We start from the raw sequence: 26,563 nt of genomic DNA, 5'->3' as shown, positions 1-26,563 counted from the left end.
GCTAGGCTAATGGCTATGCGTGACGATCTCACCCCGACGGCCACCGCTCGGCCCGCGCCGCCTGCACCGCGCGCGCAGGCGCCCAGGCGCGGGCGTCGCGGGAGGGTCGTCGCCTGGCTCGTGCCGGCGCTGCTCGTGCTCGGAGCAGGGGGCTATGCCGCAGCGGCGGCCGCCGCGCCGCTGCCCGCGCCGACGCTTCGCACCACCGGCGAGGTAGACGGCGAGCGCTGGGCCGACCTCGCCCCCGCCCAGGCCGCGGTCGATGCGCAGCAGCTGCCAACGGCGATCGGTTGGCTCGACGGCGACGCCGTGTGGTCGAACGACGACCGCGCGTACCCTCTCGCGAGCATCTCGAAGCTCATTACCGTGCTCGTGTGCCAGGAGGCGCAACCGCTCGCGCCCGGCGACACCGGCCCCGTGTACACCTGGACTGCGGCAGACCGAGAACGCCAGAACTACTATCTCTCGCTCGACGGCGTGGCCTACCCGATTCCCGTCGGCACCGAGGTCACCCTGCGCGAAATGCTCACACTGATTTTCTTGCCCTCGGCCAACGACTTTGCGGCTGCCTACGCGTATTCGGTGTTCGGCGACAACGACGCGTTCTTGGCCGCGGTCGACGATTGGGCGGATCGCCACGGCCTCGACTCACTCGAGTTCGTCGAGCCGACCGGCATGGACGAGGGCAACGTTGCGAGCCCAGACGATCTCATTCGCATCGCGCGCCTCGCGCTGAACAACCCAACAATCGCCGAGTTCACTGGCACCCAGTCTGCCGTCATGCCCTGGGGCATCGGACTCATCGAGAACACGAACCCGCTGCTCGGCGAACAGCCCGGCATGCTCGGCGTGAAGACCGGTCGATCGAGCTCTGCCGGGTTCAACTTCATCGCAGCGCAAGAGAGCACTGCCGGCGGCCGCGAGGTTGTGAAGATCTCAGTGACGCTCGCGCGCCCTTCGATTGAGGCGCGCGCCCAGTCTGGCCGCGACATGCTCGCCGCGATCGAGGCGCTCCCCCAGCGCGTTCCGCTCGTGGCCGCCGGCGAGCAGTTCGGGGAGCTCGTCGGCCCCGATGGCGCATCGGTTCCGGTCGTCGCGGCCGACAGCGCCGAGGCGACCATGCTGCCCGGCGAGACCGCCATCCGCTCGGCGATGCTCTCGCAGGCGCCGAGCCAGGCGCCGAGCCGCGCCTCGACCGGGCGGGGCGACGCAGACGCCGGCGCAGACGCCGGCACGCTCAGCATCGCCACCCCGAGCGGCGATATCGAGGTTGCGCTTCGCAGCGAGGGCACGCTCCCGGCGCCGGGTCTCTGGTGGCGGCTCACCCACCCAGCCGAACTGTTCGGTTGGTAAATGATGCCACAGCAGCCCACACACGGCGGGAGCGCGCGCAGCGACGAAGCCACCGCGACCGCGGCCACGGCCACCAATACCGCAGCCACCAACACCGCAGCCACTGCAGCCACAGCCACGGCAAGCACGGCCGCGGCGGCCAAGAACCGCGCACCCCGCCGCCGGCGCCCGAGGGCCGTGGCGGCCGGCGCGTTGGTGACAATCGCCGTCGCGGGCTCCTACGTCGCGGCGGCGGCGCTCGTGCCGCTGCCCGAGCCGACGCTGCGGCTCGATGTGCCGGCGGAGCAACGCTTCGCCGTCGACGATGCGGCCGCCCAGGCAGCCGTAGACGGGCAGACGCTCCCGACCGCGGTCGGGTGGCTCGACGGCGACACCGTCTGGGCGAACGACGACGACGCGCACCCGCTGGCGAGCCTCACCAAGCTCGTCACCGTGCTCGTCGGGCAAGAGGTGGAGCCGCTCGCCCCGGGCGAGGATGGGCCCAGCTACACCTGGACGGAGGCCGATGTCGAGTTTCAGGCCGAGCTTGCCGAGGTCGACGGCATCGCCTTCCCGATCCCAGCGGGGATCGAGGTCACGCGCCGCGAGCTGCTCACGCTCGCGCTCGTGCCGTCTGCGAACGATTTCGCAACCGCGTACGCACACTCCGTCTTCGGCGACACCGACGCTTTCGTGGCGGCGGCCGCCGACTGGGCAGACCGGGAGGGGCTCGAGTCTCTGACGGTCACCGAACCGAGCGGCATCGACGACGGCAACGTGGCGAGCGCACCAGACGTGCTGCAACTTGCCCGGCGCGTGCTCGAAGACCCCGCGCTCGCCGAGATCGTCGCGATGGAGCACGCGACGCTGCCGTGGGGCATTGGCGAGGTAGCGAACACCAACCCGCTGCTCGGCGAATCGGCTGACGCCATTGGCGTGAAGACCGGTCACACCGAGCTCGCAGGGTACTCGCTCGCCGCGGCGGCGCAGGGAGAATTCGCCGACCGGCCGCTCGTGCGAATCGCCGTCGTGCTCGGCCGCGACAGCGTCGAGGCGCGCAGCGATGACGCGCTGGCGCTGCTGGATTCGCTCGCGGCGATGCCCGAGCGGCGGGCCGTCGTGAGCTCGGGCGAACACCTCGGCACGCTCACGAGCATTGACGGCAGCCGCGTCACGCTGAGCGCGGCAGAGAGCTTCGACGCCGTGCTCGTGCCAGGGGAGTCGCTCACGCTGTCGGTCGAGGCCGGCGGCGACGCGCTCGCTGTCACCGGGCCAGACGGGGCGCAAACGCTGGCCGTGCGTCGCGGCGGGTCATTCGCCGAGCCGTCTCTCGGGTGGCGGCTGACTCACCCGCGCGAGCTCTTCGGGCTGTAACTGCGCCGGCGAGCAGGCTGGCCGGCCCCGAACTTTGTCGGCCTGGCAGCCGCTACCGGCTGGCGACCGCCGGCCGTTCACGCAGCACGCCAGAGACCATCGCGAGCGCCGAGCCGAACGCTGTGTCGACGAGGCGTTCGAGCGCCGTCGCAAAGTGATCGGAACTGCCCGTCGCAGCCCCCGCGATGAACAGCACGAGCGGGGTGATGAACACGAGCGCAAGCCCGTAGTTGCGCACCACGACGAGTTCGATCACGAACTGCAGCGCGGGTAGCAGCAGCACGAACGCCCACGGCAGCTGCGCGAGCGGCGCGATGAGCAGGTACACCGCGGCGCCGACGAGGGTGCCGAGCGTGCGGTGCAGGCCCCGCGCAAAGGAGTGGTTCGGAACGGTGCTCAGCCCGATCACCGCGATGCCAGCCGCGACCGTCCAGTAGGCCCGCGATGGGTCGACCCAGATCATGCTCACGACAGTGCCTATGGTGGCCACCGCCGCAACTCGCACCACGAGCCAGCGCTCACCGGCGCCGAGCCACGGCCCGGGCAGCAGCTCGCGCAGGGGTCGGGGGCGGATCGCGCGGCGCGCTGGCAGCAGCAACGGCGTGAGCGCAACGAGGTAGGAGAAGAGCAGGCCGCAGCCGAACGCGAGGAGAAACGCCAGCGGCTCGGTGCCGCGATCGGCGTCGCGCGCCGCCGTGATCATGCCGGCGAGGCCGTACACGAGCGTAAAGAACATCGGGCCTGGCGGGCCGACCCGGAAGGCGAATGCGAGGGCGCTCGTCACCACGGCCACCGCGATCAAACCCGTCGCTGCGAGCCAGGGCGCCGGCGCGAGCCACGCCCCGAGCGCCGCACAGGCGCCGAGGGCCACGGCGATGAACGGCAGGGTGCGGGCGCGCTCTGCGGCGGCGTTGCCCGCGAAGAACAGCGCGAGAAAACCGCCGGTGCTCACCTGCAGCCCGAGCCCCGGGTACCCGCTGAGCGTGAGCGCGGCCAACGGTAGTCCCATCGACAGCGCAGCACGCGCCGCGATCCACCCGCGACTTCCCGGCCCGGGAGCGAACGTCACCAAGCTGCGCAGCGCGGCGACCAGCTCGTTTCGCGCGCTACCAGGCTCGTGCATGCTTTCCCTTCCCCACGCAGACCCACCGTGGCGGCCCGCGCCGGCGCACGCCGACGGCCCGGCACCCGAGGAGGTCTCTCCCTCAGTGTATCCGGGCCGCGGCGACGCGCCCTGGCCCGTGCGGGTGGAGCCGGGGTGGGCTCGCGTTAGGCGACGAGCGCGCCCTCAGCCAGGCGCCCGATCACGCCCGTCAGGTGTTCGACGCCCGCAACGAGATCCTCGTCGCGCGTGTACTCGTTGAGGTTGTGCGAGACACCGTCGACGCTCGGCACGAACAGCATGACGGTCGGCACGAGATCCTTCATGTTCGTCGAATCGTGGCCCGCGACCGTCATCACGCGGTCGTGAGTGAGCCCGAGCGACTCGGCGACCTCGCGGGCGAGCTCGACGCCCTCCTCCTGGTACGGGTTCTGATCCCAGCTGTGCTCGGCGACGATCTCGATCTCGACGCGATCGTCGCGCTGCACGCGCTCGATCACGGCCATGAGGCGCTCGTGCGCACCGCGGATCACCTCGGCGCTCGGCGAGCGCAGGTCGAGCAGCAGCCGCACCTCGCTCGCGACGACGACGGGCGAGTTCGGGTACACGGTGAGCTCGCCGCACGCGGTGTGCAGCGCGCCAGGCTCGAACTCGTCGACGAGCTCGCGGGCGGCGACGACGAGGCGGGCGGCGCCGAGCAGCGCGTCGCGGCGATCGGCCATGAGCGCCGAGCCCGAGTGCGCTTGCTCACCCTTCACGCGGAAGTCGTACTTGTGGGCGGCCCAGGTGGCGTTCACGAGGCCGATCGTGACCCCGTTCTCTTCCATGCTGCGGCCCTGCTGCACGTGAATTTCGGCGTACGAGGCGACGTCGAGGCCTTCCTCGCCGAACACCTGTGCCGCGCCGCGCTCGCCGATCTCATCGAGTGCTTCGCGCACCGTGATGCCCTTCGGATCCTCGGTCGCGAGCGCCTCCTCGAGCGCGAGCTTGTCGGTGAAAACGCTCGAGCCCATCATCGAGGGCTTGAAGCGTGAGCCCTCCTCGTTGAACCAGTTCACGACCGCGAGGTTGAACTTCGCCTTCTCGGGGTTCTCGCGCAGCTCGTCGGCCACGCGGAAGCAGGCGTGGGCCGAGGCCATCACGCCGTATGCGCCGTCGAAGCGGCCAGCGGTCGGCTGCGAGTCCATGTGCGAGCCGGTGAGCACGTAGGGCGCGCCAGGCACGAGCTCGAGCAGCCCGAACTGGTTGCCGATCGCGTCGCGCTTGACGGTGAAGCCGTGCGATTCGAGCAGCTCGGCGAACCACTTGCGCTGTTCGCCGTCGGCCGCGCTCGCGGCCTGCCGCTCGACGCCGTTCGTGCCCTCGACCGCGCCGAAGCGCGAGTGGATCGCCCAGTCGGCGAGGAACGTTTCGTTTGGTGTCTGGTCAGTCATGGTCTGTCCCTTCGAATCGTTCAGGCGGTCGCTGTGCCGGTCGCTGTGCCGGTCGCCGTGCCGGTCGCCGTGCCGGTCGCCGGCACGTCGCTCGAGGCGGGCGGCATCACGGTGTCGGGGATGAGCACGTGGATGAGCGCGGGAGCGTCAGCCGCGAGCGCGCGATCGAGCGCGGGGCCGAACTCCTCGGTGCGCTCGACGCGCTCGCCGTGCCCGCCGAAGGAGCGCATCCAGTCGGCGAAGTCGGGGTTCGCCATGCGGGTGCCCGAACGGCGGCCCGGGTAGTGGTTCTCCTGGTGCTGCACGATCGTGCCGTAGATCTCGTTGTCGATGACGACGATGAGGGGCTTCGCGCCGTGCGCGACGGCGGTCGCGATCTCCTGGCCGTTCATGAGGAAGTCGCCGTCGCCGCAGACCGCGACGACGTTGCGCTCGGGGAAGATGAGGGAGCCTGCGACAGCGGCGGGGACGGCGAGGCCCATCGCGCCGTTGCGGGCACCGACGAGGCTCGCGGGCGCAAGGTGCTTCACGAAGCGGTGCGCCCAGATCGTCGCGTTGCCCGCGCCGAACGTGAGCACGGCCTGGCCCGCGAGCCGGTCGTCGAGCTCGCCGAACGCGACGCCGAGATCCATCTGCTGGGCGACGCCGTCGATCGAGGCGTCGGGGCGGTGCGCCTCGGTCGCGAGCTGTGCCTGGGCGCGGCCGGCCATCCAGGCGTCGTCGCGGCCGCCGCGGGCAGCGCCCGCGTCTGCGCCCGTGAGCGCCGCAACGAACGTCGCTGGGGTCGCGAGCACGTGCTGGTCGGTGCGGCCGGAGTGCATCGTCGCGTCGGGGTCAGCCGTGACGAGCACCGTCTCGGCGTCGAAGCCCTGCGTGTAGCCGTCGCTCAAGACGTCTGCGCGACCGCAGCCGATGAAAACGAGCAGGTCGGCGTTGATGTAGCCCTCGGCGACAGCGTCGGTGCGGCCGTAGCCGAGCCAGCCGGCCCAGGCCCCACCCGCGTGCGGCACCGCGTCGTACGCGCGCCAGTCGCAGAACACGGGAACGCCTGCGGCCTCGGCGAACGCCATGAGCTCGGCGCCCTGGCCCTCGTGCCAGCCATCGCCGCCAACGACGATCGCGGGTCGCTCAGCCTTCGCTAGCCGCCCGACGAGCGCATCGATCTCCGAGGGGTGCGGAGCCGGCGCTGGGGGAGCGACCGGGAGCGCGACTGAGGGGGCAGCGGGCAGCACGAGCACATCCTCGGGGAGGCCGATGACGACGGGGCCGGGGCGGCCCGATGCCGCGATGCGCATCGCCTCGGCGACGAGCGCGCCCGCGCGGTCGGGGTTGTCGATCGTCATGACGCGCTTCGCGGTTGACCCGAACCAGCCCGTGAGCGAGAACTCCTGGAACGCGTCGCGCTCGCGGTCGTTCACGGGCACGAGGCCGACGAACAAGACGAGCGGCGTCGCGTCTTGGTACGCCGTGTGCACAGCGATCATCGCGTTCGCGGCGCCGGGGCCGCGCGTGACCATCGCGATGCCGGGGCGGCCAGTGAGGCGGCCCTCGGCGAGCGCCATGAAGCCGGCGCCACCCTCCTGGCGGCAGACCACGGTCTCAACGCCCGAGTCGTGCAGGCCGTCGAGCACGTCGAGGTAGCTCTCGCCCGGCACCGCGTACACGCGCTTGATGCCGTGCGCCTCGAGCGTACGAACGATGAGGTGCCCCGCCGAGTGCGTGGCGGTGTCCGGTGCGTGCTGCGTGGTCATGGTGCTCTCCTTGTGAAGCGGTGCGGCGGTGGCCGCGAAAATCTGTGTCTGGCTGCGGGCGGTGCGCCTGCGCGATGCGCGCGTGCGGCGGGGCTCGAGCCGCTGCGGATCAGGCGCCGGCGCGAATCAGCTGTTGCCCGTGGCGAGGATCGCCGAGAGCGGCTCCCCCGAGGCGATGCGCGCGACGAGCGCTGGCTCCGCGGCGTCGGATGCGAGGGCGGCGTCGAGCACGTCGTCGCCGGGCCCCTCGGGCGGCAGGATCAAGACGCCCTGGGCGTCGCCCAGCACGAGGTCTCCTGGGCGCACGGTGACGCCCGCCACCTCGATCGTCCGATCCAGCGCCCCGTCGGCCTCGCCAGCGAGCGCGCCCGAACGCTTGGTCGTGCGTGCGGTGAGGCCAGTCGCGAATACCGGGAGACTATCCTGCAGCTCGCGAAGCGCAGCCTGGTCGGTGACCGGCCCGTCGACGACGATGCCGGCCGCGCCCTGCGCGATCGCTGCGTGCGCGGTCACCGCGCCGACCGGGGCGTGCCCGCGACCCGCAACGCGGATCACGAGCACGTCGCCAGGCTCAAGCGCGAGCAGCGCGCGGTTCACGGCGAACGCGTCGGGCGCGGTGAGATCCAGCGTGCGGGCCCGCCCCACGAGCTGGGGGCCGCTGTTCACCGGGCGGAGATCCTGATCGCAGAATCCCTCCTCAAGGAAGTGCCCGAGCGTCGGGATCTCGACGCTTCTGAGCGCCGCGATCAGTTCATCGGTGGATCGACTCATTCGGTTGCCTCCTCGGCCGCGTTCGCGCTCCGCACGACCGCGACGCACTCAATCTCGAACGGAATGTCCCAGATGTCAACGCACACTGTCGTGCGCGCCGGCTTCGCGTCGCCGAAGTACTCGGCGTAGACGCGGTTGAACGGGTCCCGCTGCTCCGGCGACGTGAGGTACGCATTCACCTTCACGACCAGGTCGAGGCCGGAGCCCGCGGCCTCGAGCACGGAGCGGAGGTTCTCGATGCACACACGCACCTGATCCGTGAACTCCGCGGGCGCGGTGCCGTCAGCGTGGAACGGCACCTGCCCGGTCGTGAACACGAAACCGTTCGCGACGACCGCCTGCGAGTAGGGTCCGATCGCCGGGGCGAGCCCCGGCGCCGAGTCGATCCGCCGAATCAATGGTCGACCGAGATCGCCGTGGTCGCGCCGACGCGGTCGATGTCGCGCTTATGGTTGTCGTTCAGCAGGAACAGTGCGACGAACGACAGCGCTGCGGCGGCCGCGATGTACCAGGCGATCGAGTCGCTCTGGCCGGTGACGTCGAGCAGCCACACGGTGACCGCTGGCGTGATCGCCGAGCCGAGCAGGCCCGAGAGCATGTACGCGATCGACAGCCCCGAGTAGCGCACCTTCGAGCCGAAGAGCTCCGCGAGGAACGTCGCGATCGGGCCGTAGTTCGCCGAGAACGCGATCATCATGAGCCCGTACGCGAGGAAGACCGCTGCGGTGTTGCCCGTGTTGATGAGCCAGAAGAACGGGAACGCCAGGAGCGCTTCTGCTGCAATGCCCGCGGCGATGATCGGCTTGCGGCCGTACTTGTCGGAGAGCTTGCCGAAGAACGGGATGAGGAACAGGCCGAGGAGGCAGGCCACGAGCACGACCCACAGCATCAGGTTCGCCGAGAAGCCCTTTTCGCTCGTGCCGTAGTTCATGCCAGAGGCGACCATGAGGGTGAAGGTGGAGCCGGTCGAGAGGGTCGCGATGCCGCCGAGCACAACCTGCTTCCAGTAGTGCTTCATGAGGTAGGCAAACGGCAGCTTGGCCTTCGCGCCCTGCTCGCGGACCTGCTGAAAGCTCGGGGTCTCTTCGATGTTCAGGCGGATGTAGATGCCGACAGCGACGAGCAGGATCGAGGCGATGAACGGCACGCGCCAACCCCACGAGATGAGCGCCTCCTGCGACACCGAGGCGGTGACGATGAGGAACGCGACGTTCGCGAGCAGCGTGCCGAAGGGAACGCCAACCTGCACGAGCGAGCCGTACCAGCCGCGCTTGTTCTCGGGTGCGTGCTCAACGGTCATGAGCACCGCTCCGCCCCACTCGCCACCGAGCGCGAGGCCCTGAATGATGCGGAGCGTGAGCAGGATGAACGGCGCAGCGAGGCCGATCGTGTTGTAGTCGGGAACGAGGCCGATCGCAAGGGTCGCCGCGCCCATCGTGAGCAGCGACACGAGCAGCATCGACTTGCGGCCGAGGCGATCGCCGAAGTGGCCGAAGAGAATCGCGCCGAGCGTGCGGGCGACGTACGCCGCAGCGAACGTGAGGAACGAGAGGATCGTGCCGACAGCGGGCGGCAGGTCGGGGAAGAAGACCTGGTTGAACACCAGCGCCGACGCGGTGCCAAACAGGAACAGGTCGTACCACTCGACGGTGGTGCCGATGACGCTCGCCGTAGCGATCTTCCGCATCTTCGACTGGTCAAGTCGTCCGTTCGGGACAGCCTCGTCCGTAGCTAGCTGTGCAGTCATTGTTTCCTCCATGGAAATACGTTTTGGGCACGTCTTCGGCCCACCTATCTACGGTCGCCGCTTCCCGCGCAAGCGGCAATTAGCATTCGCACACGGATCGACGCCCAGATTATGCACATGCACATTCTGAACCACATCTGCCCCCAAAACCGTCACTTACGGTGTGTGAAACTTCAATACTATGGGAGTGACCACTTCCGAGGGAGGACAGCTGTGACGGCCATGCCAGGCGCGCCCGCGCCACGCGACGATTGGTGGGTGGCGACCCTCGCAGACCTGCGGGCAGACATGGACGCCCTCGTCGACGATTTCGTCGCCCGGCTGCGCGCGGCCGGCGGCGGCTACGAAGACATCTCAGAGCCAGATATTCGCGCCACGGCCCGCGAAACGCTGACGCTCCTCATCACCGAGCTGCGCGGCGAGCCGCTGCCGAGCCACCTCGCCGACCTCCCCCAGCGGCTCGGCGTGCGACGGGCCAGGCAGGGCGTCGACCGCGACCGGCTGCTCGAGGCCGTGCGACTCGACTACCGTGTGCTCTGGGCCGGGCTCACCCGCGTCGTCTCGGCGGCCGACGCGTCGCTCCTCGTCGAGCACGCTGAGGTCGTGCTCTCGACGGTCGAAGACTACATCGGCGAGGTGCAGGTCGCGTTTCTCAACGAGCTCGAATCGCTCGCGCTCGACACCCGCGCCGCCGAGACCCGCGCCTTCGCGCTGCTGCTCGCGGCAGAGGACCCGGCGGACGTCGCGGCCGAGGTCGCGGCCGCGCTCGGCACCCCCGTGGACGCCGAGTATGAGGCGATCCTCGTGCCGTCTGACGCCGTCGCCGAGGCTCGCCGCCTCGTTGCTGACCTCCAGCACACCAGGCATCGCTTCTTCGCCTGGGATTTCGACGACGGCGTGCTGTTCGTACGGCCCAGGGCCGACGTACTCGGTAGCCACCCACTCGCGGCCACGCGGGGCGTCGTCGTCGACGAGATCACGGGGCTGCAGGGGGTTGCCGAGGCCGCCAGGGTCGCCCATCGGCTCGTGCCCTACGCGCCGGCCGGTCGCCTCAGCGACGAGCACGAGCTCTGGCCGCCGGTGGCAGCCTCGGCCCTTGCCCCACTGCTGCCCGGGCTGAGCCCCGCGGCGCTCGCCGGCCTCGACAGCGTCCCCCCCGGCGACCGGGCGCGCATGGTCGAGACGTTTCTCGCCTACTGCGAGACCGGCTCCGTGAAGCAGACGGCGGAGTCGGGCTTCGTGCACCGCAACACGGTCGTGAATCGGCTGCGCGCGTTCCACGACCTCACGGGCCTCGACCCGACGGTGCCGCGCGACGCTGCCCGCGCCCTGATCGCGCTCGCTGGGTCGGAGGCGGGCCCTGATGCCACGGTCACAGCGGATTCGCGGCATGAATTGCCTACGCTAAAAACATGAACTGCCCCAGTGACGGAACCACCCTGCTCATGAGCGAGCGTCAGGGAATCGAAATCGACTACTGCCCCCAGTGCCGCGGCATCTGGCTCGACCGGGGCGAGCTCGACAAGATTCTCGAGCGCGCTCAGGCCGAGGCTGAAGCGTTCGCCGCGCAGCAGGCTCCCCAGCACCAGGCACCGCAGGCCCCCGCCGCCCCCGCATCGCCTGCGGCCCCGCAGGCCGCACCGCCGCTCGGAGACCACTACTCGCAGCCCGTGCCGCCGCAGCCGTACGGCTACGACGACCGGGGGCGCGACGACCGCGGCTACGGCGAGCGCAGCTACGGCGACCGCGGCTACGGCCACGACGACCGCGGCAAGAAGCCGCGCTACGACGATCGCCGCGGCGGCTACGGCGACCCCCGTTACCGCAAGAAGAAGAGCCCCTTCGAGTTTCTCGGCGACATCTTCGACTCCTAGGCCTCTGGATCGGCTGGCGCCGGTCGCACCGCGTTGCGATCGGCGATGAGCGTATCGCGCACGGTGCGCCGCAGCACCTTGCCGATGAGCGACTTCGGCAGCTCCTCCCACACGAGATAGCTGCTCGGGCGCTTGAACTCGGCGAGGTGTTCGCGCGCGGCCTCGCGTGCGGCCTCCTCGTCGAAGGTCGCACCCTCCTCGAGCACCACGACAGCCGTCACGATCTCGGCACCGCTGCCGCGAGCAACTCCGACAACGGCGCTCTCGGCGACGCCCGGCACCGTGTTCACCACGCGCTCAACCTCGCTCGGTGAGACGTTGAAGCCGCCCGTGATGATGAGCTCCTTCTTCCGATCCACCACGGTGACAAAGCCGTCCTCGTCTTGCACGACGAGATCTCCCGTGCGCAGCCAGCCGCCGTCGAGCAGCGTCGCCGCTGTCTCCTCCGGCCGGTTCCAGTAGCCCTGAAACACCTGGGGGCCCGCGATGAGCAGCTCGCCGACCTCGCCGAGCGCGACCTGTTCAGTCGGCTTGTCGGGGTTCACGACGCGAATGTCGGTCGAGGGGAACGGGATGCCGATCGCCCCGATCCGCCGCGCGTCACTGAACGGATTCGCGAGCGCGACCGGGCTCGTCTCGGTGAGGCCGTAGCCCTCGTTGAGCATGCTGCCGGCGAGATCTTCCCACCGCTTCACGACGGCCGGCGTGAGCGTCATCGCCCCCGAGATCGCGTAGACGACGCCCGAGAGATCGAGCTTGCCGTCGCGCGCGACGCGGGCGAGGCGGTCAAACATCGGCGGCACGGCGGGCACGAAGGTCGGCGGGAACCGCTTCGCCGCCTGCGAGACGAGCTCTGGGTCGAACGTCGGGAAGAGCACAGCGCGCGAGCCCGTCTCGATCGCGTAGATGATCGAGAGCAGCACGCCGAACGAGTGAAACATCGGCAGCAGGCCGTAGATGGAGCCCTCGCCGCGCGTGAAGTCTGGCATCCACGCGGCGCCCTGGCGGGCGTTCGCCCACAGGTTGCCGTGCGAGATCATCGCGCCCTTCGGCGTGCCCGTCGTGCCAGACGTGTACTGCAGGCAGGCGATGTCGTCGCGCTTCGGGCGCGGGTGGCTCGCCGCGAGCGGGGCGGATCGCTCAAGCTCGGCAAACGGCACCGTTCCCGTCGTCTGCGCCCAGAGCTTCGCGCGGCCCTCGCGCGCCTTCGCGATCGGCAGGCGGAGCGCTGCCCGGGTGGCAAACGGCATCGCGCGGGTCACGTCGACCGCGATGATCGTGCGGATCCCGAGCTCTGCTGGCAGCGTCTGCACCGTCTCAACAACGTTCGTCCACGCGATCACGACGCTCGCGCGGTGGTCGCGAAACTGCGTCTCGAGCTCGCCCTGCGTGTACAACGGGTTATGCTCGACGACGATCGCGCCGAGGCGCAGCACCGCGTAGAACGCGATCACGTGCTGCGGCGCGTTCGGCATGATGAGCGCGACGCGGTCGCCGGCGCCGACGCCGAGATCCTTCAGCCCCTGCGCGACGCGCGCCACGCGATCGCCGAGCTCGCGGTAGCTCACGGTGCGGCCGAAGAAGCTGATCGCGTCGCGATCTGCCCACTGTGAGCAGCGCTCATCGAGCAGATCCACGAGGGAACCGGTCACCGGCTCGATATCGACCGGGGTGCCCTTGGCGTAGAACCGGTTCCACTCGCGCGTTTCATTCAGGTGCATGGTTACAAGGGTATCGCCGCAGCGCCCTCTATTCAGCTTCTGAGCAAGGCCTTGCTTTCTCTAGGGCGCAGACCGAGACTGGCCTCCGTGCCTCCCCTCGCGCCTATTTGAGACATCTCTCAGGGAAGACCTACCCCGCTTGCAGTGGCCGAGAGTATGCTGGCGCCACCAACGGGAGGAATGACACGTGCGCACCATCGCCGATGAGATAGTTGACACCATCAAAGACGCGGGCGTGCGACACGTCTACGGCCTCCCCGGTGACAGCCTGAACGGCTTCACCGATGCCCTGCGGCGTGACGGCGAGGTCGCCTGGCAGCACGTGCGCCACGAGGAGGCCGCCGCCTTTGCCGCTGCCGCCGACGCCGCGCTCACGGGCGAGCTCGCCGTGTGCGTAGGCAGCTGCGGCCCGGGCAACCTGCACCTCATCAACGGCCTGTTCGACGCGAACCGCAGCCGCGTGCCGGTGCTCGCGATCGCCGCGCAGATCCCTGAGGCAGAGATCGGCAGCAACTATTTCCAGGAGACGCACCCGCAGCAGCTCTTCCGCGAGGCGTCGGTCTACACCGAGCTCGTGAGCTCAGCCGACCAGCTCCCCCACGTGCTCGAGGGCGCGATGCGCGCCGCAATCGAGAAACGCGGCGTCGCCGTGATCGTTGTGCCCGGCGAGGTCTTCCTCCAGCCCGCGACGGGCAGGCCCCGATCTGCGCCGATTCGGCAGTCGCGCCCGGTGGTTCGCCCCGCAGACAGCGAGCTCGACCAGATCGCCGAGCTGCTGAACTCCCACCGCAGCATCACGATTCTCGGCGGCGCCGGCACCGAAGGGGCGCACGCAGAGGTTATTGCCCTCGCCGACCGGCTCAGGGCGCCAATCGTGCACACGCTGCGCGGCAAGGAGTTCCTCGAACACGACAACCCCTTCGACGTCGGCATGACGGGCCTGCTCGGGTTCACCTCTGGCTACCGCGCGATGGAGTCGTGCGAGGTGCTGCTCATGCTCGGCACCGACTTCCCGTACCGCCAGTTCTACCCGTCGAAGGCGAAAATCGTTCAGATCGACATCCGCGGCGAAAACCTCGGCAACCGGGTGCCCGTAGACGTCGGCGTCGTCGGCTCCGTCAAAGACACAGTTCAGGCCCTGCTGCCGCGCCTCACCGAGCGCAGCGACAGCAAGCACCTCGATGAGTCGACGAGGCACTACACGAAGGCCCGCAAGGGCCTCGACGAGCTCGCGACGAACGACCGCAACCGCACCCCGATCCACCCGCAGTACGTCGGCAGGCTCGTCAGCGAACTCGCCGCAGCCGACGCCGTGTTCATTCCCGACGTCGGCTCCCCGACAGTGTGGGCCGCGCGCTACCTCGAGATGAACGGCGCGAGGCGGCTGATCGGATCCTTCAACCACGGCTCGATGGCCAACGCGCTGCCGCAGGCGATTGGCGCGCAGGTAGCTTTCCCCGAACGACAGGTCGTTGCGCTCGCCGGCGACGGCGGCCTGGCGATGCTGCTCGGCGAGCTGCTCACGCTGCGGCAGCTGGGGCTGCCGGTGAAGCTTGTCGTGTTCAACAACTCCTCGCTGAACTTCGTCGAGCTCGAGATGAAGGCCGCGGGCGTTGTCACCTACGCGACCGACCTCGACAACCCGAACTTCGCAGCCGTCGCAGAGGCAATGGGCATCTTTGGCCGGCGCGTCGAGCGCCCCGACGACCTCGAGGGAGCGCTCGCTGAGGCGTTTGCCCACGACGGCCCCGCCCTCATCGACGTCACAACCGCTCGCCAGGAGCTATCGATGCCGCCGACCATCACCGCGGCTCAGGTGAAGGGCTTCACCCTGTTCGCGCTGCGCACGATTCTCTCGGGGCGAGGGGAAGAGCTCATCGACCTCGCCGAGACCAACGTGTTTCGGCGCCTGTTCGACTAGCTCGGGGTTCTACGCCGGGCCGCGGGGTGCGCTCTCACAACGGAGCGCACCCCGCGGTCGCGTTCGGGTCAGTTCAGCGGGCGCACGCTCTCTGGAACCACGCCGTCGCGGTAGAGGTCGATCGCCAGGTCTTGGAAGGCGGTCAGCGCCGCACGCTGGGTCGTCGGCCCGTACGAGATGCGGGCTACACCGAGCTCCTCGTACTCGCGCGCCGTGAGCGCACCGGGCAGGCCAATCACGCTGATCTTGCGCTCGCCGATGCCTGCGACGAGCTGGCGCGTAGTGTCGGCGTCGAGCACGCCCGGCACGAACACGACGTCGGCGCCCGCATCGAGGTAGGCCCGGCCGCGCTCAATAGCGTCGGCAATCGACTCCTCGACCGGGCGGCCGCCGGCGCGCACGAACGCATCGGTGCGGGCGTTCAGCGCGAAGGGCACGCCCTCGACCGCTCCGGCAGCGACGACAGCCTCGATCTCGGAGACGAACTCAGAGAGCGGCCGCAGCCGATCTTCGATGTTCGCGCCGACCGCGCCCACGCCGATGACGCGGCGCACCGCCTCACCCGCGTCGCCGTAGCCAGCGTCGAGGTCGGCGCTCACCGGCAGGTCTCCCGCCGCCTCGACAATGCGCCCGACCATGTCGAGGGTGAGCTCGAGCGGAATCTCGCCGTCGGCGTAGCCGAAGGTCGCCGCGATCGAATGGCCCGCCGTCGCGATTGCCCGCGTCTCGGGGAGCGCCGCGACGGCCTTCGTCGAGATCGCGTCCCACACATTGACGACGCGAAGAATCTCGGGGGCTGCATGAAGTTCTGAGAGGCGCTGAGCCTTGTGCGTTGTGGAGGTCATGTGGCCACGCTACCAACCGGCGCCGCGTCGCGATAGGCCCGGACGTGACTCATCTAAGAGATCCGGAAAGCGCAACGTTTAGGTGACAGCTTGACCTGCCCTACAGTTTAGCTACCCACCGCCGTGGCGAGGATAAGGCTGGAAGGAGCGTCCTCGTCGACGGGTAGTGACACAACACGAGGAAAGCTTCCCTCGATGCCCATAACCGCAATGAGCATCCCTGTCGATCATCGCTGCTTGCGACACCAACCAAAAACAGCTCCCGCTACCAACAATGCCGCGACGGGGGACGGTGCGCTGTTCATGGTTAGGTCTGCTGTCCAAGCCACGGCCCCAACTACCAGAGCCATCACGGTAGCAACGGTGTTGGTGAGTCGACCTTGGTCATCTTTGTACGGAACAACATCGCAGGAGCGTGCAGCATCATCTTGTCCGGTACGCGCAGCAGTTCCCTGTACAGTCCAACCTTCTCGAACAACACGAACAAACTCGTCTTGATACCCTTCCGTTCCAGGCTTCGTCCGAACCTCAGGACTGAGAGCGCCTGCAAGCCCCATCTGGGCGGAGATATTTCCAAACAATCCGTTCAGCGATTCCAACCCTGCATATGCAGGGAGACCGGATATCATCCGCTGGGCATCGAAGTTCGCAAAAGCAAGGTCCTCAACCAGCGCTGCCACACTCGGAGTCACTAGATCCAACGACTTTGCCGTCAGAGACAATGAATCCAGCATTCCTTGCAGCGGAATCCTCGTAACTGCAGCCGCAGTAGCCCCAAGCGTTTGTGTGAAGTCCGGCAGCGTTTCTACTAATGTTGCCAACGGCGCCGTCCAACTCGCATTCGACATCGCCGTCACTTCGGAGACCACCGACAACGTCTCAGCCAGCGACGCCAACGGCGCGTACGCTTTCTCCAAGATGGCACCAGTCGCTTCAGAGAACACAGATAGAGACTTCGCTAACGACGCTACCGCTTTCGCCGAGGGAAGATCTATCGAAGCACCTATCTCGGACAGAGATTCGCTCAGCGCAACCATTTGCGCCATCGAATTAGTCGTCAAACTAGAAATCCCAGTCTTCGTCTTCGGTGGCCTCGGCCTTGCCGATGACGTACGACGAGCCCGAGCCCGAGAAGAAGTCGTGGTTCTCGTCGGCGTTCGGCGAGAGCGCCGAGAGGATCGCCGGGTTGACGTCGGTCATTTCCTTCGGGAACATCGGGTCGTACCCGAGGTTCATCAGCGCCTTGTTGGCGTTGTAGTGCAGGAACTTCTTGACGTCCTCGGTCAGGCCTACGGGATCGTAGAGGTCCTGCGTGTACAGAATCTCGTTCTCGTAGAGGTCGTACAGGAGCGCGAGGGTGTACTCCTTGAGCTCTTCCTGACGCTCCGGGGTCTCCTTCGCGACCGCAAGCTGGTACTTGTAGCCGATGTAGTAGCCGTGCACGGCCTCGTCGCGAATGATGAGGCGAATGAGGTCGGCGGTGTTCGTGAGCTTCGCCTTCGACGACCAGTAGATCGGCAGGTAGAAGCCCGAGTAGAACAGGAACGACTCGAGCAGCGTCGAGGCGACCTTGCGCTTCAGTGGGTCGTCGCCCTCGTAGTAGTCGACGATGATCTGCGCCTTCTTCTGCAGCGCAGCGTTCTCGGTCGACCAGCGGAAGGCGTCGTCGATCTCCTGCGTCGACGCGAGCGTCGAGAAGATTGACGAGTAGCTCTTCGCGTGCACCGACTCCATGAACGCGATGTTCGTGTAGACGGCCTCCTCGTGCGGGGTGACCGCATCGGGGATGAGCGATACGGCGCCGACGGTGCCCTGGATCGTGTCGAGCAGGGTCAGGCCGGTGAACACGCGCATCGTGAGCAGCTGCTCGTCTGGCGTCAGCGTCGCCCACGACTGCACGTCGTTCGAGAGCGGCACCTTCTCGGGGAGCCAGAAGTTATTCACGAGGCGGTTCCACACCTCGAGATCCTTCTCGTCCTCGATGCGGTTCCAGTTGATGGCCTGCACCGCGTGTCCCAGCTTGAACGGCTTCGGGTTCATTCTGTTCCTCTACTGTCCTTCAGTGTCTCTGATCGTTGCGTCGCTGATCTATTACAGCATGCAGCTGACGCACTCGGTCATGTCGGTGCCCTCAAGCGCGAGCTGGCGCAGACGGATGTAGTAGATCGTCTTGATGCCCTTGCGCCACGCGTAGATCTGCGCCTTGTTAATGTCGCGAGTGGTCGCGGTGTCCTTGAAGAACAGCGTGAGCGAGAGGCCCTGGTCGACGTGCTGCGTTGCCGCTGCGTAGGTGTCGATGATCTTCTCGGGGCCGATCTCGTAGGCGTCTTCGTAGAACTCGAGGTTGTCGTTCGTCATGAACGGGGCCGGGTAGTACACGCGCCCGAGCTTGCCCTCCTTGCGAATCTCAACCTTCGAGGCGATCGGGTGGATCGAGCTCGTCGAGTTGTTGATGTACGAGATGGATCCCGTCGGCGGAACCGCCTGGAGGTTCTGGTTGTAGATGCCGTGCTCCATGACGGAGGCCTTCAGCGCCGCCCAGTCAGCCTGAGTCGGAATCTCGATGTTCGCGTCGGCGAACAGTTCGCGGACGCGCTCGGTCGCCGGCTCCCACGCCTCGTCGGTGTATTTGTCGAAGAACTCGCCCGACGCATACTTCGAATCTTCGAAGCCGCCGAAGACCTGCTTCCGCTCAATCGCGATCTTGTTCGACGCGGTGAGCGCGTGGAACAGCACGGTGTAGAAGTAGATGTTCGTGAAGTCGATGCCCTCTTCTGAACCGTAGTGGATGTGCTCGCGAGCGAGGTAGCCGTGCAGGTTCATCTGGCCGAGGCCGATGGCGTGCGACTGGGCGTTGCCGTCTTCGATCGAACGAACCGAGCTGATCGAGCTCATGTCGCTCACCGCGGTGAGCGAGCGGATCGCGAGGTCGACGGTCTCACCGAAGTTGCCGCCGTCCATCGCCATCGCGATGTTCATCGAGCCGAGGTTGCAGGAGATGTCCTTGCCGATGTCTTTGTAGCTGAGGTCTTCGTTGTAGGTGGTCGGGGTGTTGACCTGAAGAATCTCGGAGCACAGGTTCGACATGTTGATGCGACCCTTGATGGGGTTCGCCCTGTTCACGGTGTCTTCGAACACGATGTACGGGTAGCCCGACTCGAACTGCAGCTCGGCGACGGTCTGGAAGAAGTGGCGCGCACTGATCTTCGTCTTCGAGATACGCGAATCGTTAACCATGTCGTAGTAGTTCTCGGTCACCGAGATATCGCCGAACGGCACGCCGTAGACCTTCTCGACGTCGTACGGCGAGAAGAGGTACATGTCTTCGTTCTTCTTCGCGAGTTCGAACGTGATGTCGGGCACAACGACGCCGAGCGAGAGCGTCTTGATGCGGATCTTCTCGTCGGCGTTCTCGCGCTTCGTGTCGAGGAACTTCATGATGTCGGGGTGGTGAGCGGAGAGGTACACCGCGCCGGCGCCCTGGCGCGCACCGAGCTGGTTCGCGTAGCTGAAGCTGTCTTCGAGCAGCTTCATCACGGGGATGATGCCAGAGGACTGGTTCTCGATCTTCTTGATCGGGGCGCCAGCCTCGCGAATGTTCGAGAGCGAGAGCGCGACGCCGCCGCCGCGCTTGGAGAGCTGCAGCGAGGAGTTGATGCCGCGAGAGATCGACTCCATGTTGTCTTCGACGCGGAGCAGGAAGCAGGAGACGAGCTCACCGCGCTGCGCCTTGCCCATGTTCAGGAACGTCGGGGTCGCCGGCTGGAACCGGCCCGAGATCATCTCGCGCATGAAGCCGCGCGCGAGCTCCTGGTCGCCCTGGGCGAGCCCGAGCGACACCATCACGACGCGATCTTCGAAGCGCTCGAGGTAGCGCTTGCCGTCGAACGTCTTCAGAGCGTACGAGGTGAAAAACTTGAACGCACCGAGGAACGCGGGGAAGCGGAACTTCAGCGCGTATGCCTCATCGGTGAGCTGCTCGATGAACTTCGTCGAGTACTGATCGAGCAGTGCCTTCTCGTAGTAGTCGTTGTCGATGAGGTAGCGCAGGCGCTCCTCGAAGTTGTGGAAGAACACCATGTTCTGGTTGACGTGCTGCAGGAAGTACTGCCTGGCGGCCTCGCGATCCTTGTCGAACTGGATCTTGCCGTTTGCGTCGTACAGATTGAGCATCGCGTTCAGCGAGTGGTAATCCATCTCGCTGATCTTCGATGATTCAAGCCCCGGCTCCATTACTGCTGTTTCCAAAACTTATCCAATCCTTCTTGGACGGCTGTCACGTCGTCCGGTGTTCCAAAGAGTTCAAAGCGATATAGGAAAGGGACCTGGCATTTGCGGGCGATGATGCTGCCCGCGATGCCGTAGGCCTCTCCAAAGTTGGTGTTGCCCGCCGCCATCACGCCCCGAATGAGTGATCGGTTCTGCTCGTCGTTGAGAAACTTGATCACCTGTTTCGGAACCGCGCGGAGTGCGGGGCCACCGCCGTAGGTAGGCACGAGCAGCACGTAGGGTTCGGTGACCTGCAGTGGATCTTCTCGGGCGTACAACGGAATGCGTTTCGCGGGGATACCGAGCTTCTCGATAAAGCGGTGCGTGTTCCCCGAAACGCTGGAGAAGTACACCAGATTACTCACGGTAACCACACATCTTCTGGCTAGAGGATGCGGCCGGCGAGCTCCGCGATCTTGTCGGGGCGGAAGCCAGACCAGTGCTCATCGTCGGTCACGACGACGGGTGCCTGCAGGTAGCCGAGCTCCTTGACGGCCTGCAGCGCAGTCTCGTCTTCAGAGAGGTCGTGAACTTCGTACTCGATGCCCTTGCTGTCGAGAGCTCGGTAGGTTGCCGTGCACTGTACGCACGACGGCTTGGTGTAGACCGTAACTGCCATTTTTATGCCCTTCCATCAAAAGTCTTTAGCTCGCGTGAGCCACAACATCTAGTGAACCACACCCGGGCCGACCACAAGATGATGTAGTTACACCGATGTAGTTTTCCACGAGCTTTCCACCGCCAAAACGTCGGGGTTGGGGAGAACTTTTGGCTCAGTTCCGCCCTCCTGCGGAGGTTATCCACAGCCTGGGGAGACGAAAAGTTTTTTCATCCACCGGCAGGTCTCGGCGTGTCGGAATCAGTTTGGAATTGATCGCAGACTTCTACCTATTGCAACACCTGTGCGCGGCCTTTTATGCCCGCCCGTGACCCGCGATCTGACCCCCTGCCACTCGCCCTATTCGACCGCAATCGGCCAGAGCAACTCGGTGCCGTCGTGCTGAAACCAGCGGAGCACGAGCATCGCGTCGTGGGCGGCTGCCGCCCGCTCCGCGCTCACGCCTCGCACGGCGACACGCAGGCGCTCCCCCGGCTGCACAGTTTGCGGCAGCGACAGCCCGAGCATGCCCTCGCCCGCGAGCGCGAACCGCACGGAGTGCGCCGCGACACTCCCCCGGTACTCGAGCTCTATCGTGCCCAGGGCGCGTCGCACCACCCGCCACGGCACCGGCACCGCCGGTGAGGCCGCGGCGGCGCCGACAGGCACCCCCAGCACCGGTGCTCGCGCGCGTGGCGGCAGCGTTCGTGCGCTCAATCGAAAGGGGGACATGCGGCGAGGGTACCCCTGGCCACCGACACTGCGAGCTCGTCTGCCGAACACGGGGTTCTCTGCACAGGGCAGGGAGATTCGAGCCGCTTCGGCCCGTGGGCGCGCAGGCTCCATATCGAAGTGCTGCCGCAGCCGGCACCGCCCGTCAGCCCCGGGCCAGGGCCAGGGCCAGGGCCCAAGCCCGCTACACGTGGTGGTAGGGGCGCCCCGCGGCGATCTCCTGCGCGCGATACAGCTGCTCCGCGAGAATGAGCCGCACGAGCTGGTGCGGAAACACGAGCTTCGAGAGGCTCCACACGAAGTTCGCGCGCGACCGCACCGCGTCGTCGACGCCGTACGCGCCCCCGATCACCACGACGATCTGCTTGCCTGAGTCGAGCGCGCCCCGAAGCCGGGAGGCCAGCGCCGGGGAATCGACGTTCGCGCCGCGCTCATCGAGCAAGACGAGAAAGGCATCGCGATCCACCCGCTGCAGTATGCGCTCAGACTCCTCGGCCCGCGCGGCCTCGCCCTCGCGCGCCGAGTGCGGCAGCAGCTGCCAGCTCACGTCGAAGGGCTTGCGCAGCCGCTTCTCGTAGCGCTCGATGCCGTCGGCGACCCAGCTCTCGTGCTTCTTGCCAACGGCGAGAATCTTGATGCCCACCGCGCCGCCTAGACTCGCACGGTGCCGAGGTACTCGGCGATGCGCCCGATTGCCTCCTCGAGCACGGCAACCTCCGGCAGCGTGACGAACCGCAGGTGGTCGGGCGTCGGCAGGTTAAACCCGCGCCCGTTCGTTACGAGCACGCGGGTGGCCCGCAGCAGGCTGATCACAAACTCCTGATCGTCTGCGATCGGGTAGCGCTCGGGGTCGAGCCGCGGGAAGAGGTACATCGCACCGCCGGGCAGCTCGCAGCTCACCCCGGGAATCTCGGTGAGCAGGCGGTGGGCGACATTGCGCTGCTCGAGCAGTCGCCCGCCGGGCGCGCACAGCGCGTCGATCGACGACTCAATGCCGAGCGCGACCGGGATCGCGTGCTGGGCCGGCGCGTTCGCACACATCCGCATGTTCGCGAGCAGGGTGAGGCCCTCGAGAAAATCTGCCGCACGCTCGCGATCGCCCGAGGTGACGAGCCAGCCCGCGCGGTAGCCCGCGACGCGCTGCGCCTTCGACAGGCCTCCGAAGGTGAGGCAGAGCGTGTCGCGCACGTGCAGCGCGGCATGTTCGTGCGTCTCCCCGTCGTACAGAATGCGGTCGTAGATCTCGTCGGCCATGAGCACGAGGCCGTGCCGTTCGGCGAGGGCCGCGAACCCGCGCACGAGCTCGGCAGAGTACACCGCGCCCGTCGGGTTGTTCGGGTTGATGAGCACGATGCCCTTGGTCTCGGGCGTGATGAGCGACTCGATCTCAGCGAGATCGGGCATCCACCCGTTCGACTCGTCGCACGGGTAGTGCACCGCGCGGCCGCCCTGCAGCGTCACCTGCGCCGTCCACAGCGGGTAGTCGGGCGAGGGAACGAGAATCTCGTCGCCCCGGCTCACGAGCGCCTGCAGCACGAGCGAGATGAGCTCGCTCACGCCGTTTCCGAGGAACACATCGGCCGGCGTCACCGCACTCACCCCGATGCGCGAGTAGTGCTCGGCGACAGCCTCTCTCGCTGGCAGGATGCCGCGTGAGTCGGTGTACCCCTGCGCGTGCGGGAGCGCCTCGCGCAGCGCGGCAACGATCTCGGGCGGGGCCTCGAAGCCGAAGGGCGCCGGGTTGCCGATGTTGAGCTTCAGGATCTTCTCCCCGGCGCGCTCGAGTCGCTCAGCCTCCTGGAGAATCGGCCCGCGCACGTCGTAACGCACGCCGGCGAGCTTACTGGACTGAGTTATCTGTCGCGTCTTCGAGCTCACGGGCCGAGTTTACTCCCCTCCGAGGGCCGCTATCTGCGCTAGCGACCCTCGCGCAGCGAAATATCGCCAAGCTCAGCCTTGGCGCTGATCTTGTGGGGCGCGCCCGCGGCCGTCTGCAGGGCGTTCTCGACATCGCCGAGGCTGCGGGAGATGGCGACGTCGTACTCAGCCGGCGGCACCACGAGTTCGATCGCCCCCGTGCTCACCTCGAGGTTCACGTCGGCCGGAGGCTCGCCCGTCAGCGCGAGCTCAAGATCGCCTAGCGCGACGCGTGCCTGCACCGACTCCGTGTCGGCGAACCCGCCGGTAAACGTTCCAACACCGATATCGAGGTCGAGCTGTTTCGCGGCGCCCGAGATCACCGCCTCGCCGACGTCGACCTTCACCTTCAGCGCGCCGAAGACTCCGGCCGCGCGCACCGAGCCGACGCCGACGCGAATATCGGCGTCGAGTGCGCTCTCCACGAGCTCGCTTGGCAGCGTCAGCGTGGCGCCCATGTGCTGACCGCGGGAGCTCGGGCACAACCCGAACACGCACCACCCCGAGTTGGTCTTCGGGGCGCGCACCTGCAGCGTGTCGCCCGAGCGCGAGAACTCCCATCGATCGGCGTTCGCCCCCGAGGTTTTCAGCGTTGCCCCAGAGACGTCGGCGAAGGCGACATCAAGTTCGGCCACACCCGCGTTGAGGTTCAGGCTCGTCACGCCGCTCGCGTCGATGGGCGCCCCGAGGCTCGCCGAAGCGGCCACGCCCGTTGCGGGCTGCGACGCGAATGCCATCGTGAAGGCCGCGGTCGCGCCGAGGCCGAAGAGCACGATGCCGCCGACGACGGCGGTCACGAGGCCTGCTGTGCCGATGCCGCGCCGTGTCTGCTGCGGGAGGGCGGGCTGCTGGGGGTACTGCTGGGAATGCTGCTCGGAGGGAGGGAACGTCGCGCCGGAGGCGGCGGGGCCCGGGGAAGAGGGGCCCGGGTGCTGGCTGGTCATCTCGTGTGTCCAATCTGTGGGGGAAGCTGGGTCGCGTCGGCGGGGTGCGCACCGCCAGCGCTTTCGAGGTGGGCGATCGCGGCGAGCACGCGGCGATCGCCGAACTCGTCTTGTTCGAGCTCGAGTTTTTGGAAGATTGCCGTGATGTGTTTCTCGACGCTCGCCTCCGAGAGGAACAGCAGTGCGGCGATCGCCTGGTTCGACCGCCCCTCGGCGAGCGCGGCGAGCACCGTGCGCTCGCGGGCGGTGAGCCGCGCCATCTTCGCGTCCCTGCTCCGCCTCGTCAGCAGCTGCGCCACCACCTCGGGGTCGAGCACTGTGGCGCCGCCGGCGATCCGCTCGAGCGCGTCGACGAAATCGGCGACGTCGGCGACGCGATCCTTCAGCAGGTAGCCGAACGCGCCTCCCTGCCCAGCTATGAGATCGCTCGCGTAGCGCTCCTCGACGTACTGCGACAGCACGACCACCGGCAGCTGCGGGTGCGTGCCGCGCAACTCGAGCGCCAGCCTGATGCCCTCGTCGGTGAACGTCGGCGGCATGCGCACGTCAAGAATGCACAGGTCGGGCAGTTCGGCGGCGACCGCGTCGATCACCCCTGCGGTGTCGGCGAAGGCGCCGACAACCGCGTGCCCCGAATGCTCGAGTAACCGCACGAGGCCCTCGCGCAGCAGCACCGAGTCTTCACAGATCAAGATGCGCATGGGATGCTCACCTCCAGCGAGGTCGGGCCGCCGAGGGGGCTATCGAGGCGGAAGGTGCCACCCGCCGCGAGCACCCGGTTGGTAATGCCGTCGAGACCACCCCCGGGAATCACGCGGGCGCCGCCAGCGCCGTTATCTTCGATGCGTGCCCACAGCGTCTGGGCGTCGCGCAGCCGCACGGTCACCCGCACCTCGCTCGCGCGCGAGTGCTTCGCCGCGTTCGTGAGCGACTCGGCGATGACGAAATAGACGGCGGTCTCGGCCTCGCGGCTGCAGCGCCCGTCGAGCCGCACGTCGAGGGCGACGGGAATGTGCGACCGGCCGACGAGCGCGGAGAGCGCGGCATCAAGGCCACGATCTTCGAGCACAGAGGGGTGGATCCCGCGCGCGAGCTGGCGCAGCTCCGTGATGGCGGCCTTCGTCGACGTGTGCGCCTCGGCGATGAGCGCTTTTGCCCCCTCGGGGTCTGACTCGATCTGCTGCTGCGCCAGGCCGAGCGTCATGCCGACAGACACGAGCCGGGGCTGCACGCCATCGTGCAGGTCGCGCTCGAGCCTCGTGCGCTCAACATCTGCCGCGCGCACGGCGCCAACGCGCTGCTGCTCCGCGAGCTGCGCCGCTGCCGCAAACTGGGCGTTCTCGGCGCCAGCCCGGGCGATCCACACCGCGATGAGCCTGTGCAGCAGCGCGACGCCGACCATCGCGGCCGCGCACAACAGCGCGATGCCCGCAAACGAAAGCGGCGTCAGCGAGCCGACGTAGGGCGCGAGGAGCGAGCCAAAGCTCGGGTGATACTCGACCGTGCGGCCGGTGAGCGCCAGTACCGCGCCCGCGCCACTCCACACGAAGTTCTGTGCGCACACGAGAAACACCAGGCCGAGCAGAGCGGAGGCCGTGAAGCTTGCGATCGCCTGCCACATGCCACCGTCGACGATCTGCGCGCCGAGCGTGCGCAGAAACCCGCCGAGGCCGGTGCCGCGCTGGTGCACAGCCCTGAGCCGCGGGCCGCCGAGCGCGTAGAGCCCGTTCACGCGCTCGACCTCGAAGAATGCGATGCCCCAGAGCACATAGACCAGCGCGACAAGAAAGAGCAGGCCGACGCCGAATACGAGCGCGAGCCCCAGGCCAAGCCCCACGAGAATTGCTGAGACCGCGAGCGCGACCCAGCCGAGCATGCCAAGCGCCGCGAGGTGCAGCATCGTGAGGAAGACTCGCAGCGGCGGGCGGGGCTGGGGGTTGGGCTGGGGGCTGGGCTGCTGCGTTCGCTGCGCGGCGCTGGGCTGGGGCGCCTGCTGCGAGGGGTGCGGCTGCGGCGCCTGCTGCGAAGGGTGCGGCTGCGGCGCTTGGTGCGCTGCGCCAGCGACCGGGGTAGCCGTCTGGGCTACCTGGGGAGTTTTGCTCATACTCCTACGTTAGAGCGCCGCGGGCGGGCGCCCCACCCAGCTGACCGGAGACCCGCGTTCGGGTTTTCCCTACCATCGGGGCGGCCCGGCACGGCCCCCAGGTCAGCCCGGCACGGCCCCCAGGTCGG

At 67.7% G+C, this 26,563-nt stretch carries 24 protein-coding genes; 5 read left to right on the top strand and 19 right to left on the bottom strand.

Annotation, left to right across the window (positions count from 1 at the left end; all coding sequences use genetic code 11):
* Positions 1–15: 15 nt before the first annotated feature.
* Both ABD115_RS01080 and ABD115_RS01075 read left to right on the top strand, forming a co-directional pair.
* The gene (locus tag ABD115_RS01080) at positions 16–1,353 is read left to right on the top strand and encodes a D-alanyl-D-alanine carboxypeptidase family protein (protein ID WP_343957303.1); all 1,338 of its coding nucleotides are present in this window, start codon (positions 16–18) and stop codon (positions 1,351–1,353) included.
* Complete coding sequence (locus ABD115_RS01075) at positions 1,354–2,706, top strand: D-alanyl-D-alanine carboxypeptidase family protein (RefSeq protein WP_343957301.1); 1,353 nt, start codon at positions 1,354–1,356, stop codon at positions 2,704–2,706.
* A 52-nt stretch (positions 2,707–2,758) separates the two neighbouring features.
* On the opposite strand, the gene ABD115_RS01070 is transcribed toward ABD115_RS01075, so the two are convergent.
* The 6 genes from ABD115_RS01070 to ABD115_RS01045 form a co-directional block, all read right to left on the bottom strand.
* Positions 2,759–3,829 carry an FUSC family protein gene (locus ABD115_RS01070; RefSeq protein WP_343957299.1) on the bottom strand — a complete coding sequence of 357 codons (1,071 nt, stop codon included), beginning with the start codon at positions 3,827–3,829 and terminating at the stop codon, positions 2,759–2,761.
* 146 nt (positions 3,830–3,975) lie between these two features.
* Positions 3,976–5,241, bottom strand: a complete 1,266-nt coding sequence (locus tag ABD115_RS01065; protein ID WP_343957297.1) for a M20 family metallo-hydrolase — start codon at positions 5,239–5,241, stop codon at positions 3,976–3,978.
* A 20-nt stretch (positions 5,242–5,261) separates the two neighbouring features.
* Positions 5,262–6,992: a thiamine pyrophosphate-dependent enzyme gene (locus tag ABD115_RS01060; protein ID WP_343957295.1), complete on the bottom strand. Its 1,731-nt coding sequence runs from the start codon at positions 6,990–6,992 to the stop codon at positions 5,262–5,264.
* A gap of 126 nt (positions 6,993–7,118) precedes the next feature.
* Positions 7,119–7,763: an RraA family protein gene (locus ABD115_RS01055; protein WP_343957293.1), complete on the bottom strand. Its 645-nt coding sequence runs from the start codon at positions 7,761–7,763 to the stop codon at positions 7,119–7,121.
* Positions 7,760–8,161, bottom strand: coding sequence for a RidA family protein (locus tag ABD115_RS01050; RefSeq protein ID WP_343957291.1), 402 nt, complete (start codon positions 8,159–8,161; stop codon positions 7,760–7,762). The genes ABD115_RS01055 and ABD115_RS01050 overlap by 4 nt, the downstream gene beginning before the upstream one ends.
* The gene (locus ABD115_RS01045; RefSeq protein WP_343957289.1) at positions 8,158–9,510 is read right to left on the bottom strand and encodes an MFS transporter; all 1,353 of its coding nucleotides are present in this window, start codon (positions 9,508–9,510) and stop codon (positions 8,158–8,160) included. Before ABD115_RS01045 ends, ABD115_RS01050 begins: the two co-directional genes overlap by 4 nt.
* Positions 9,511–9,732: 222 nt before the next feature.
* On the opposite strand from ABD115_RS01045, the gene ABD115_RS01040 reads away from it, so the two are divergent.
* Positions 9,733–10,926, top strand: coding sequence for an RsbRD N-terminal domain-containing protein (locus tag ABD115_RS01040; protein ID WP_343957520.1), 1,194 nt, complete (start codon positions 9,733–9,735; stop codon positions 10,924–10,926).
* A complete protein-coding gene (locus ABD115_RS01035; protein WP_343957287.1) occupies positions 10,923–11,384 on the top strand; it encodes a TFIIB-type zinc ribbon-containing protein in 462 nt (153 codons plus the stop codon). The genes ABD115_RS01040 and ABD115_RS01035 overlap by 4 nt, the downstream gene beginning before the upstream one ends.
* Here the strand turns inward: ABD115_RS01035 and ABD115_RS01030 are convergent.
* A complete protein-coding gene (locus tag ABD115_RS01030; RefSeq protein ID WP_343957284.1) occupies positions 11,381–13,105 on the bottom strand; it encodes a long-chain-fatty-acid--CoA ligase in 1,725 nt (574 codons plus the stop codon). The genes ABD115_RS01035 and ABD115_RS01030 overlap by 4 nt on opposite strands.
* A 187-nt stretch (positions 13,106–13,292) precedes the next feature.
* Between ABD115_RS01030 and poxB the strand changes: the two genes are divergently transcribed.
* Positions 13,293–15,026, top strand: a complete 1,734-nt coding sequence (gene poxB, locus ABD115_RS01025; protein ID WP_343957281.1) for a ubiquinone-dependent pyruvate dehydrogenase — start codon at positions 13,293–13,295, stop codon at positions 15,024–15,026.
* A gap of 68 nt (positions 15,027–15,094) precedes the next feature.
* Here poxB and ABD115_RS01020 read toward each other — a convergent pair whose 3' ends face one another.
* From ABD115_RS01020 to ABD115_RS00965, 12 genes are all read right to left on the bottom strand, one after another.
* On the bottom strand, positions 15,095–15,871 hold the full coding sequence (locus ABD115_RS01020) for an isocitrate lyase/PEP mutase family protein (protein ID WP_343957280.1): 777 nt from the start codon (positions 15,869–15,871) through the stop codon (positions 15,095–15,097).
* Positions 15,872–16,098: 227 nt separating this feature from the next.
* Entirely contained in the window at positions 16,099–16,932 is an 834-nt protein-coding gene (locus tag ABD115_RS01015; RefSeq protein ID WP_343957278.1) for a hypothetical protein, read from the bottom strand.
* Between the two features lies 1 nt (position 16,933).
* Positions 16,934–17,911, bottom strand: a complete 978-nt coding sequence (gene nrdF / locus ABD115_RS01010) for a class 1b ribonucleoside-diphosphate reductase subunit beta (protein WP_343957276.1) — start codon at positions 17,909–17,911, stop codon at positions 16,934–16,936.
* A 51-nt stretch (positions 17,912–17,962) separates the two neighbouring features.
* Complete coding sequence (gene nrdE, locus ABD115_RS01005) at positions 17,963–20,104, bottom strand: class 1b ribonucleoside-diphosphate reductase subunit alpha (RefSeq protein WP_343957518.1); 2,142 nt, start codon at positions 20,102–20,104, stop codon at positions 17,963–17,965.
* Positions 20,104–20,505 carry a class Ib ribonucleoside-diphosphate reductase assembly flavoprotein NrdI gene (gene nrdI / locus ABD115_RS01000; RefSeq protein WP_343957273.1) on the bottom strand — a complete coding sequence of 134 codons (402 nt, stop codon included), beginning with the start codon at positions 20,503–20,505 and terminating at the stop codon, positions 20,104–20,106. The genes nrdE and nrdI overlap by 1 nt, the downstream gene beginning before the upstream one ends.
* A 20-nt stretch (positions 20,506–20,525) precedes the next feature.
* Positions 20,526–20,759 (bottom strand): glutaredoxin-like protein NrdH, encoded by a 234-nt coding sequence (gene nrdH / locus ABD115_RS00995; RefSeq protein WP_343957271.1) that lies wholly within the window; start codon positions 20,757–20,759, stop codon positions 20,526–20,528.
* A gap of 339 nt (positions 20,760–21,098) precedes the next feature.
* Positions 21,099–21,470 (bottom strand): hypothetical protein, encoded by a 372-nt coding sequence (locus ABD115_RS00990; RefSeq protein ID WP_343957269.1) that lies wholly within the window; start codon positions 21,468–21,470, stop codon positions 21,099–21,101.
* Positions 21,471–21,654: 184 nt separating this feature from the next.
* Positions 21,655–22,113, bottom strand: a complete 459-nt coding sequence (rlmH, locus tag ABD115_RS00985; RefSeq protein ID WP_343957267.1) for a 23S rRNA (pseudouridine(1915)-N(3))-methyltransferase RlmH — start codon at positions 22,111–22,113, stop codon at positions 21,655–21,657.
* A gap of 8 nt (positions 22,114–22,121) precedes the next feature.
* Entirely contained in the window at positions 22,122–23,348 is a 1,227-nt protein-coding gene (locus tag ABD115_RS00980) for a pyridoxal phosphate-dependent aminotransferase (protein ID WP_343957265.1), read from the bottom strand.
* Positions 23,349–23,386: 38 nt separating this feature from the next.
* Positions 23,387–24,331 carry a DUF4097 family beta strand repeat-containing protein gene (locus tag ABD115_RS00975; RefSeq protein ID WP_343957263.1) on the bottom strand — a complete coding sequence of 315 codons (945 nt, stop codon included), beginning with the start codon at positions 24,329–24,331 and terminating at the stop codon, positions 23,387–23,389.
* Positions 24,328–25,032 (bottom strand): response regulator transcription factor, encoded by a 705-nt coding sequence (locus ABD115_RS00970; RefSeq protein WP_343957261.1) that lies wholly within the window; start codon positions 25,030–25,032, stop codon positions 24,328–24,330. Before ABD115_RS00970 ends, ABD115_RS00975 begins: the two co-directional genes overlap by 4 nt.
* Positions 25,020–26,435, bottom strand: coding sequence for a sensor histidine kinase (locus tag ABD115_RS00965; RefSeq protein ID WP_343957259.1), 1,416 nt, complete (start codon positions 26,433–26,435; stop codon positions 25,020–25,022). The genes ABD115_RS00970 and ABD115_RS00965 overlap by 13 nt, the downstream gene beginning before the upstream one ends.
* Positions 26,436–26,563: the final 128 nt, after the last annotated feature.

The sequence above is a fragment of the Leucobacter albus genome, assembly GCF_039528015.1.
GTDB lineage: Bacteria > Actinomycetota > Actinomycetes > Actinomycetales > Microbacteriaceae > Leucobacter > Leucobacter albus.
The sequence above is the reverse complement of the archived record's forward strand: the minus strand, read 5'-3'. Positions and strand labels throughout refer to the sequence as shown.

What these genes read in the sequence shown, in the direction of transcription:
- ABD115_RS01080 (WP_343957303.1), top strand. Translation starts at nt 16, where the DNA reads ATGCGTGACGATCTCACCCCGACGGCCACCGCTCGGCCCGCGCCGCCT.
- ABD115_RS01075 (WP_343957301.1), top strand. Translation starts at nt 1,354, where the DNA reads ATGATGCCACAGCAGCCCACACACGGCGGGAGCGCGCGCAGCGACGAA.
- ABD115_RS01070 (WP_343957299.1), bottom strand. Translation starts at nt 3,829, where the DNA reads ATGCACGAGCCTGGTAGCGCGCGAAACGAGCTGGTCGCCGCGCTGCGC.
- ABD115_RS01065 (WP_343957297.1), bottom strand. Translation starts at nt 5,241, where the DNA reads ATGACTGACCAGACACCAAACGAAACGTTCCTCGCCGACTGGGCGATC.
- ABD115_RS01060 (WP_343957295.1), bottom strand. Translation starts at nt 6,992, where the DNA reads ATGACCACGCAGCACGCACCGGACACCGCCACGCACTCGGCGGGGCAC.
- ABD115_RS01055 (WP_343957293.1), bottom strand. Translation starts at nt 7,763, where the DNA reads ATGAGTCGATCCACCGATGAACTGATCGCGGCGCTCAGAAGCGTCGAG.
- ABD115_RS01045 (WP_343957289.1), bottom strand. Translation starts at nt 9,510, where the DNA reads ATGACTGCACAGCTAGCTACGGACGAGGCTGTCCCGAACGGACGACTT.
- ABD115_RS01040 (WP_343957520.1), top strand. Translation starts at nt 9,733, where the DNA reads ATGCCAGGCGCGCCCGCGCCACGCGACGATTGGTGGGTGGCGACCCTC.
- ABD115_RS01035 (WP_343957287.1), top strand. Translation starts at nt 10,923, where the DNA reads ATGAACTGCCCCAGTGACGGAACCACCCTGCTCATGAGCGAGCGTCAG.
- ABD115_RS01030 (WP_343957284.1), bottom strand. Translation starts at nt 13,105, where the DNA reads ATGCACCTGAATGAAACGCGCGAGTGGAACCGGTTCTACGCCAAGGGC.
- ABD115_RS01020 (WP_343957280.1), bottom strand. Translation starts at nt 15,871, where the DNA reads ATGACCTCCACAACGCACAAGGCTCAGCGCCTCTCAGAACTTCATGCA.
- nrdF (WP_343957276.1), bottom strand. Translation starts at nt 17,911, where the DNA reads ATGAACCCGAAGCCGTTCAAGCTGGGACACGCGGTGCAGGCCATCAAC.
- nrdE (WP_343957518.1), bottom strand. Translation starts at nt 20,104, where the DNA reads ATGGAGCCGGGGCTTGAATCATCGAAGATCAGCGAGATGGATTACCAC.
- nrdH (WP_343957271.1), bottom strand. Translation starts at nt 20,759, where the DNA reads ATGGCAGTTACGGTCTACACCAAGCCGTCGTGCGTACAGTGCACGGCA.
- ABD115_RS00990 (WP_343957269.1), bottom strand. Translation starts at nt 21,470, where the DNA reads ATGTCCCCCTTTCGATTGAGCGCACGAACGCTGCCGCCACGCGCGCGA.
- ABD115_RS00975 (WP_343957263.1), bottom strand. Translation starts at nt 24,331, where the DNA reads ATGACCAGCCAGCACCCGGGCCCCTCTTCCCCGGGCCCCGCCGCCTCC.
- ABD115_RS00970 (WP_343957261.1), bottom strand. Translation starts at nt 25,032, where the DNA reads ATGCGCATCTTGATCTGTGAAGACTCGGTGCTGCTGCGCGAGGGCCTC.
- ABD115_RS00965 (WP_343957259.1), bottom strand. Translation starts at nt 26,435, where the DNA reads ATGAGCAAAACTCCCCAGGTAGCCCAGACGGCTACCCCGGTCGCTGGC.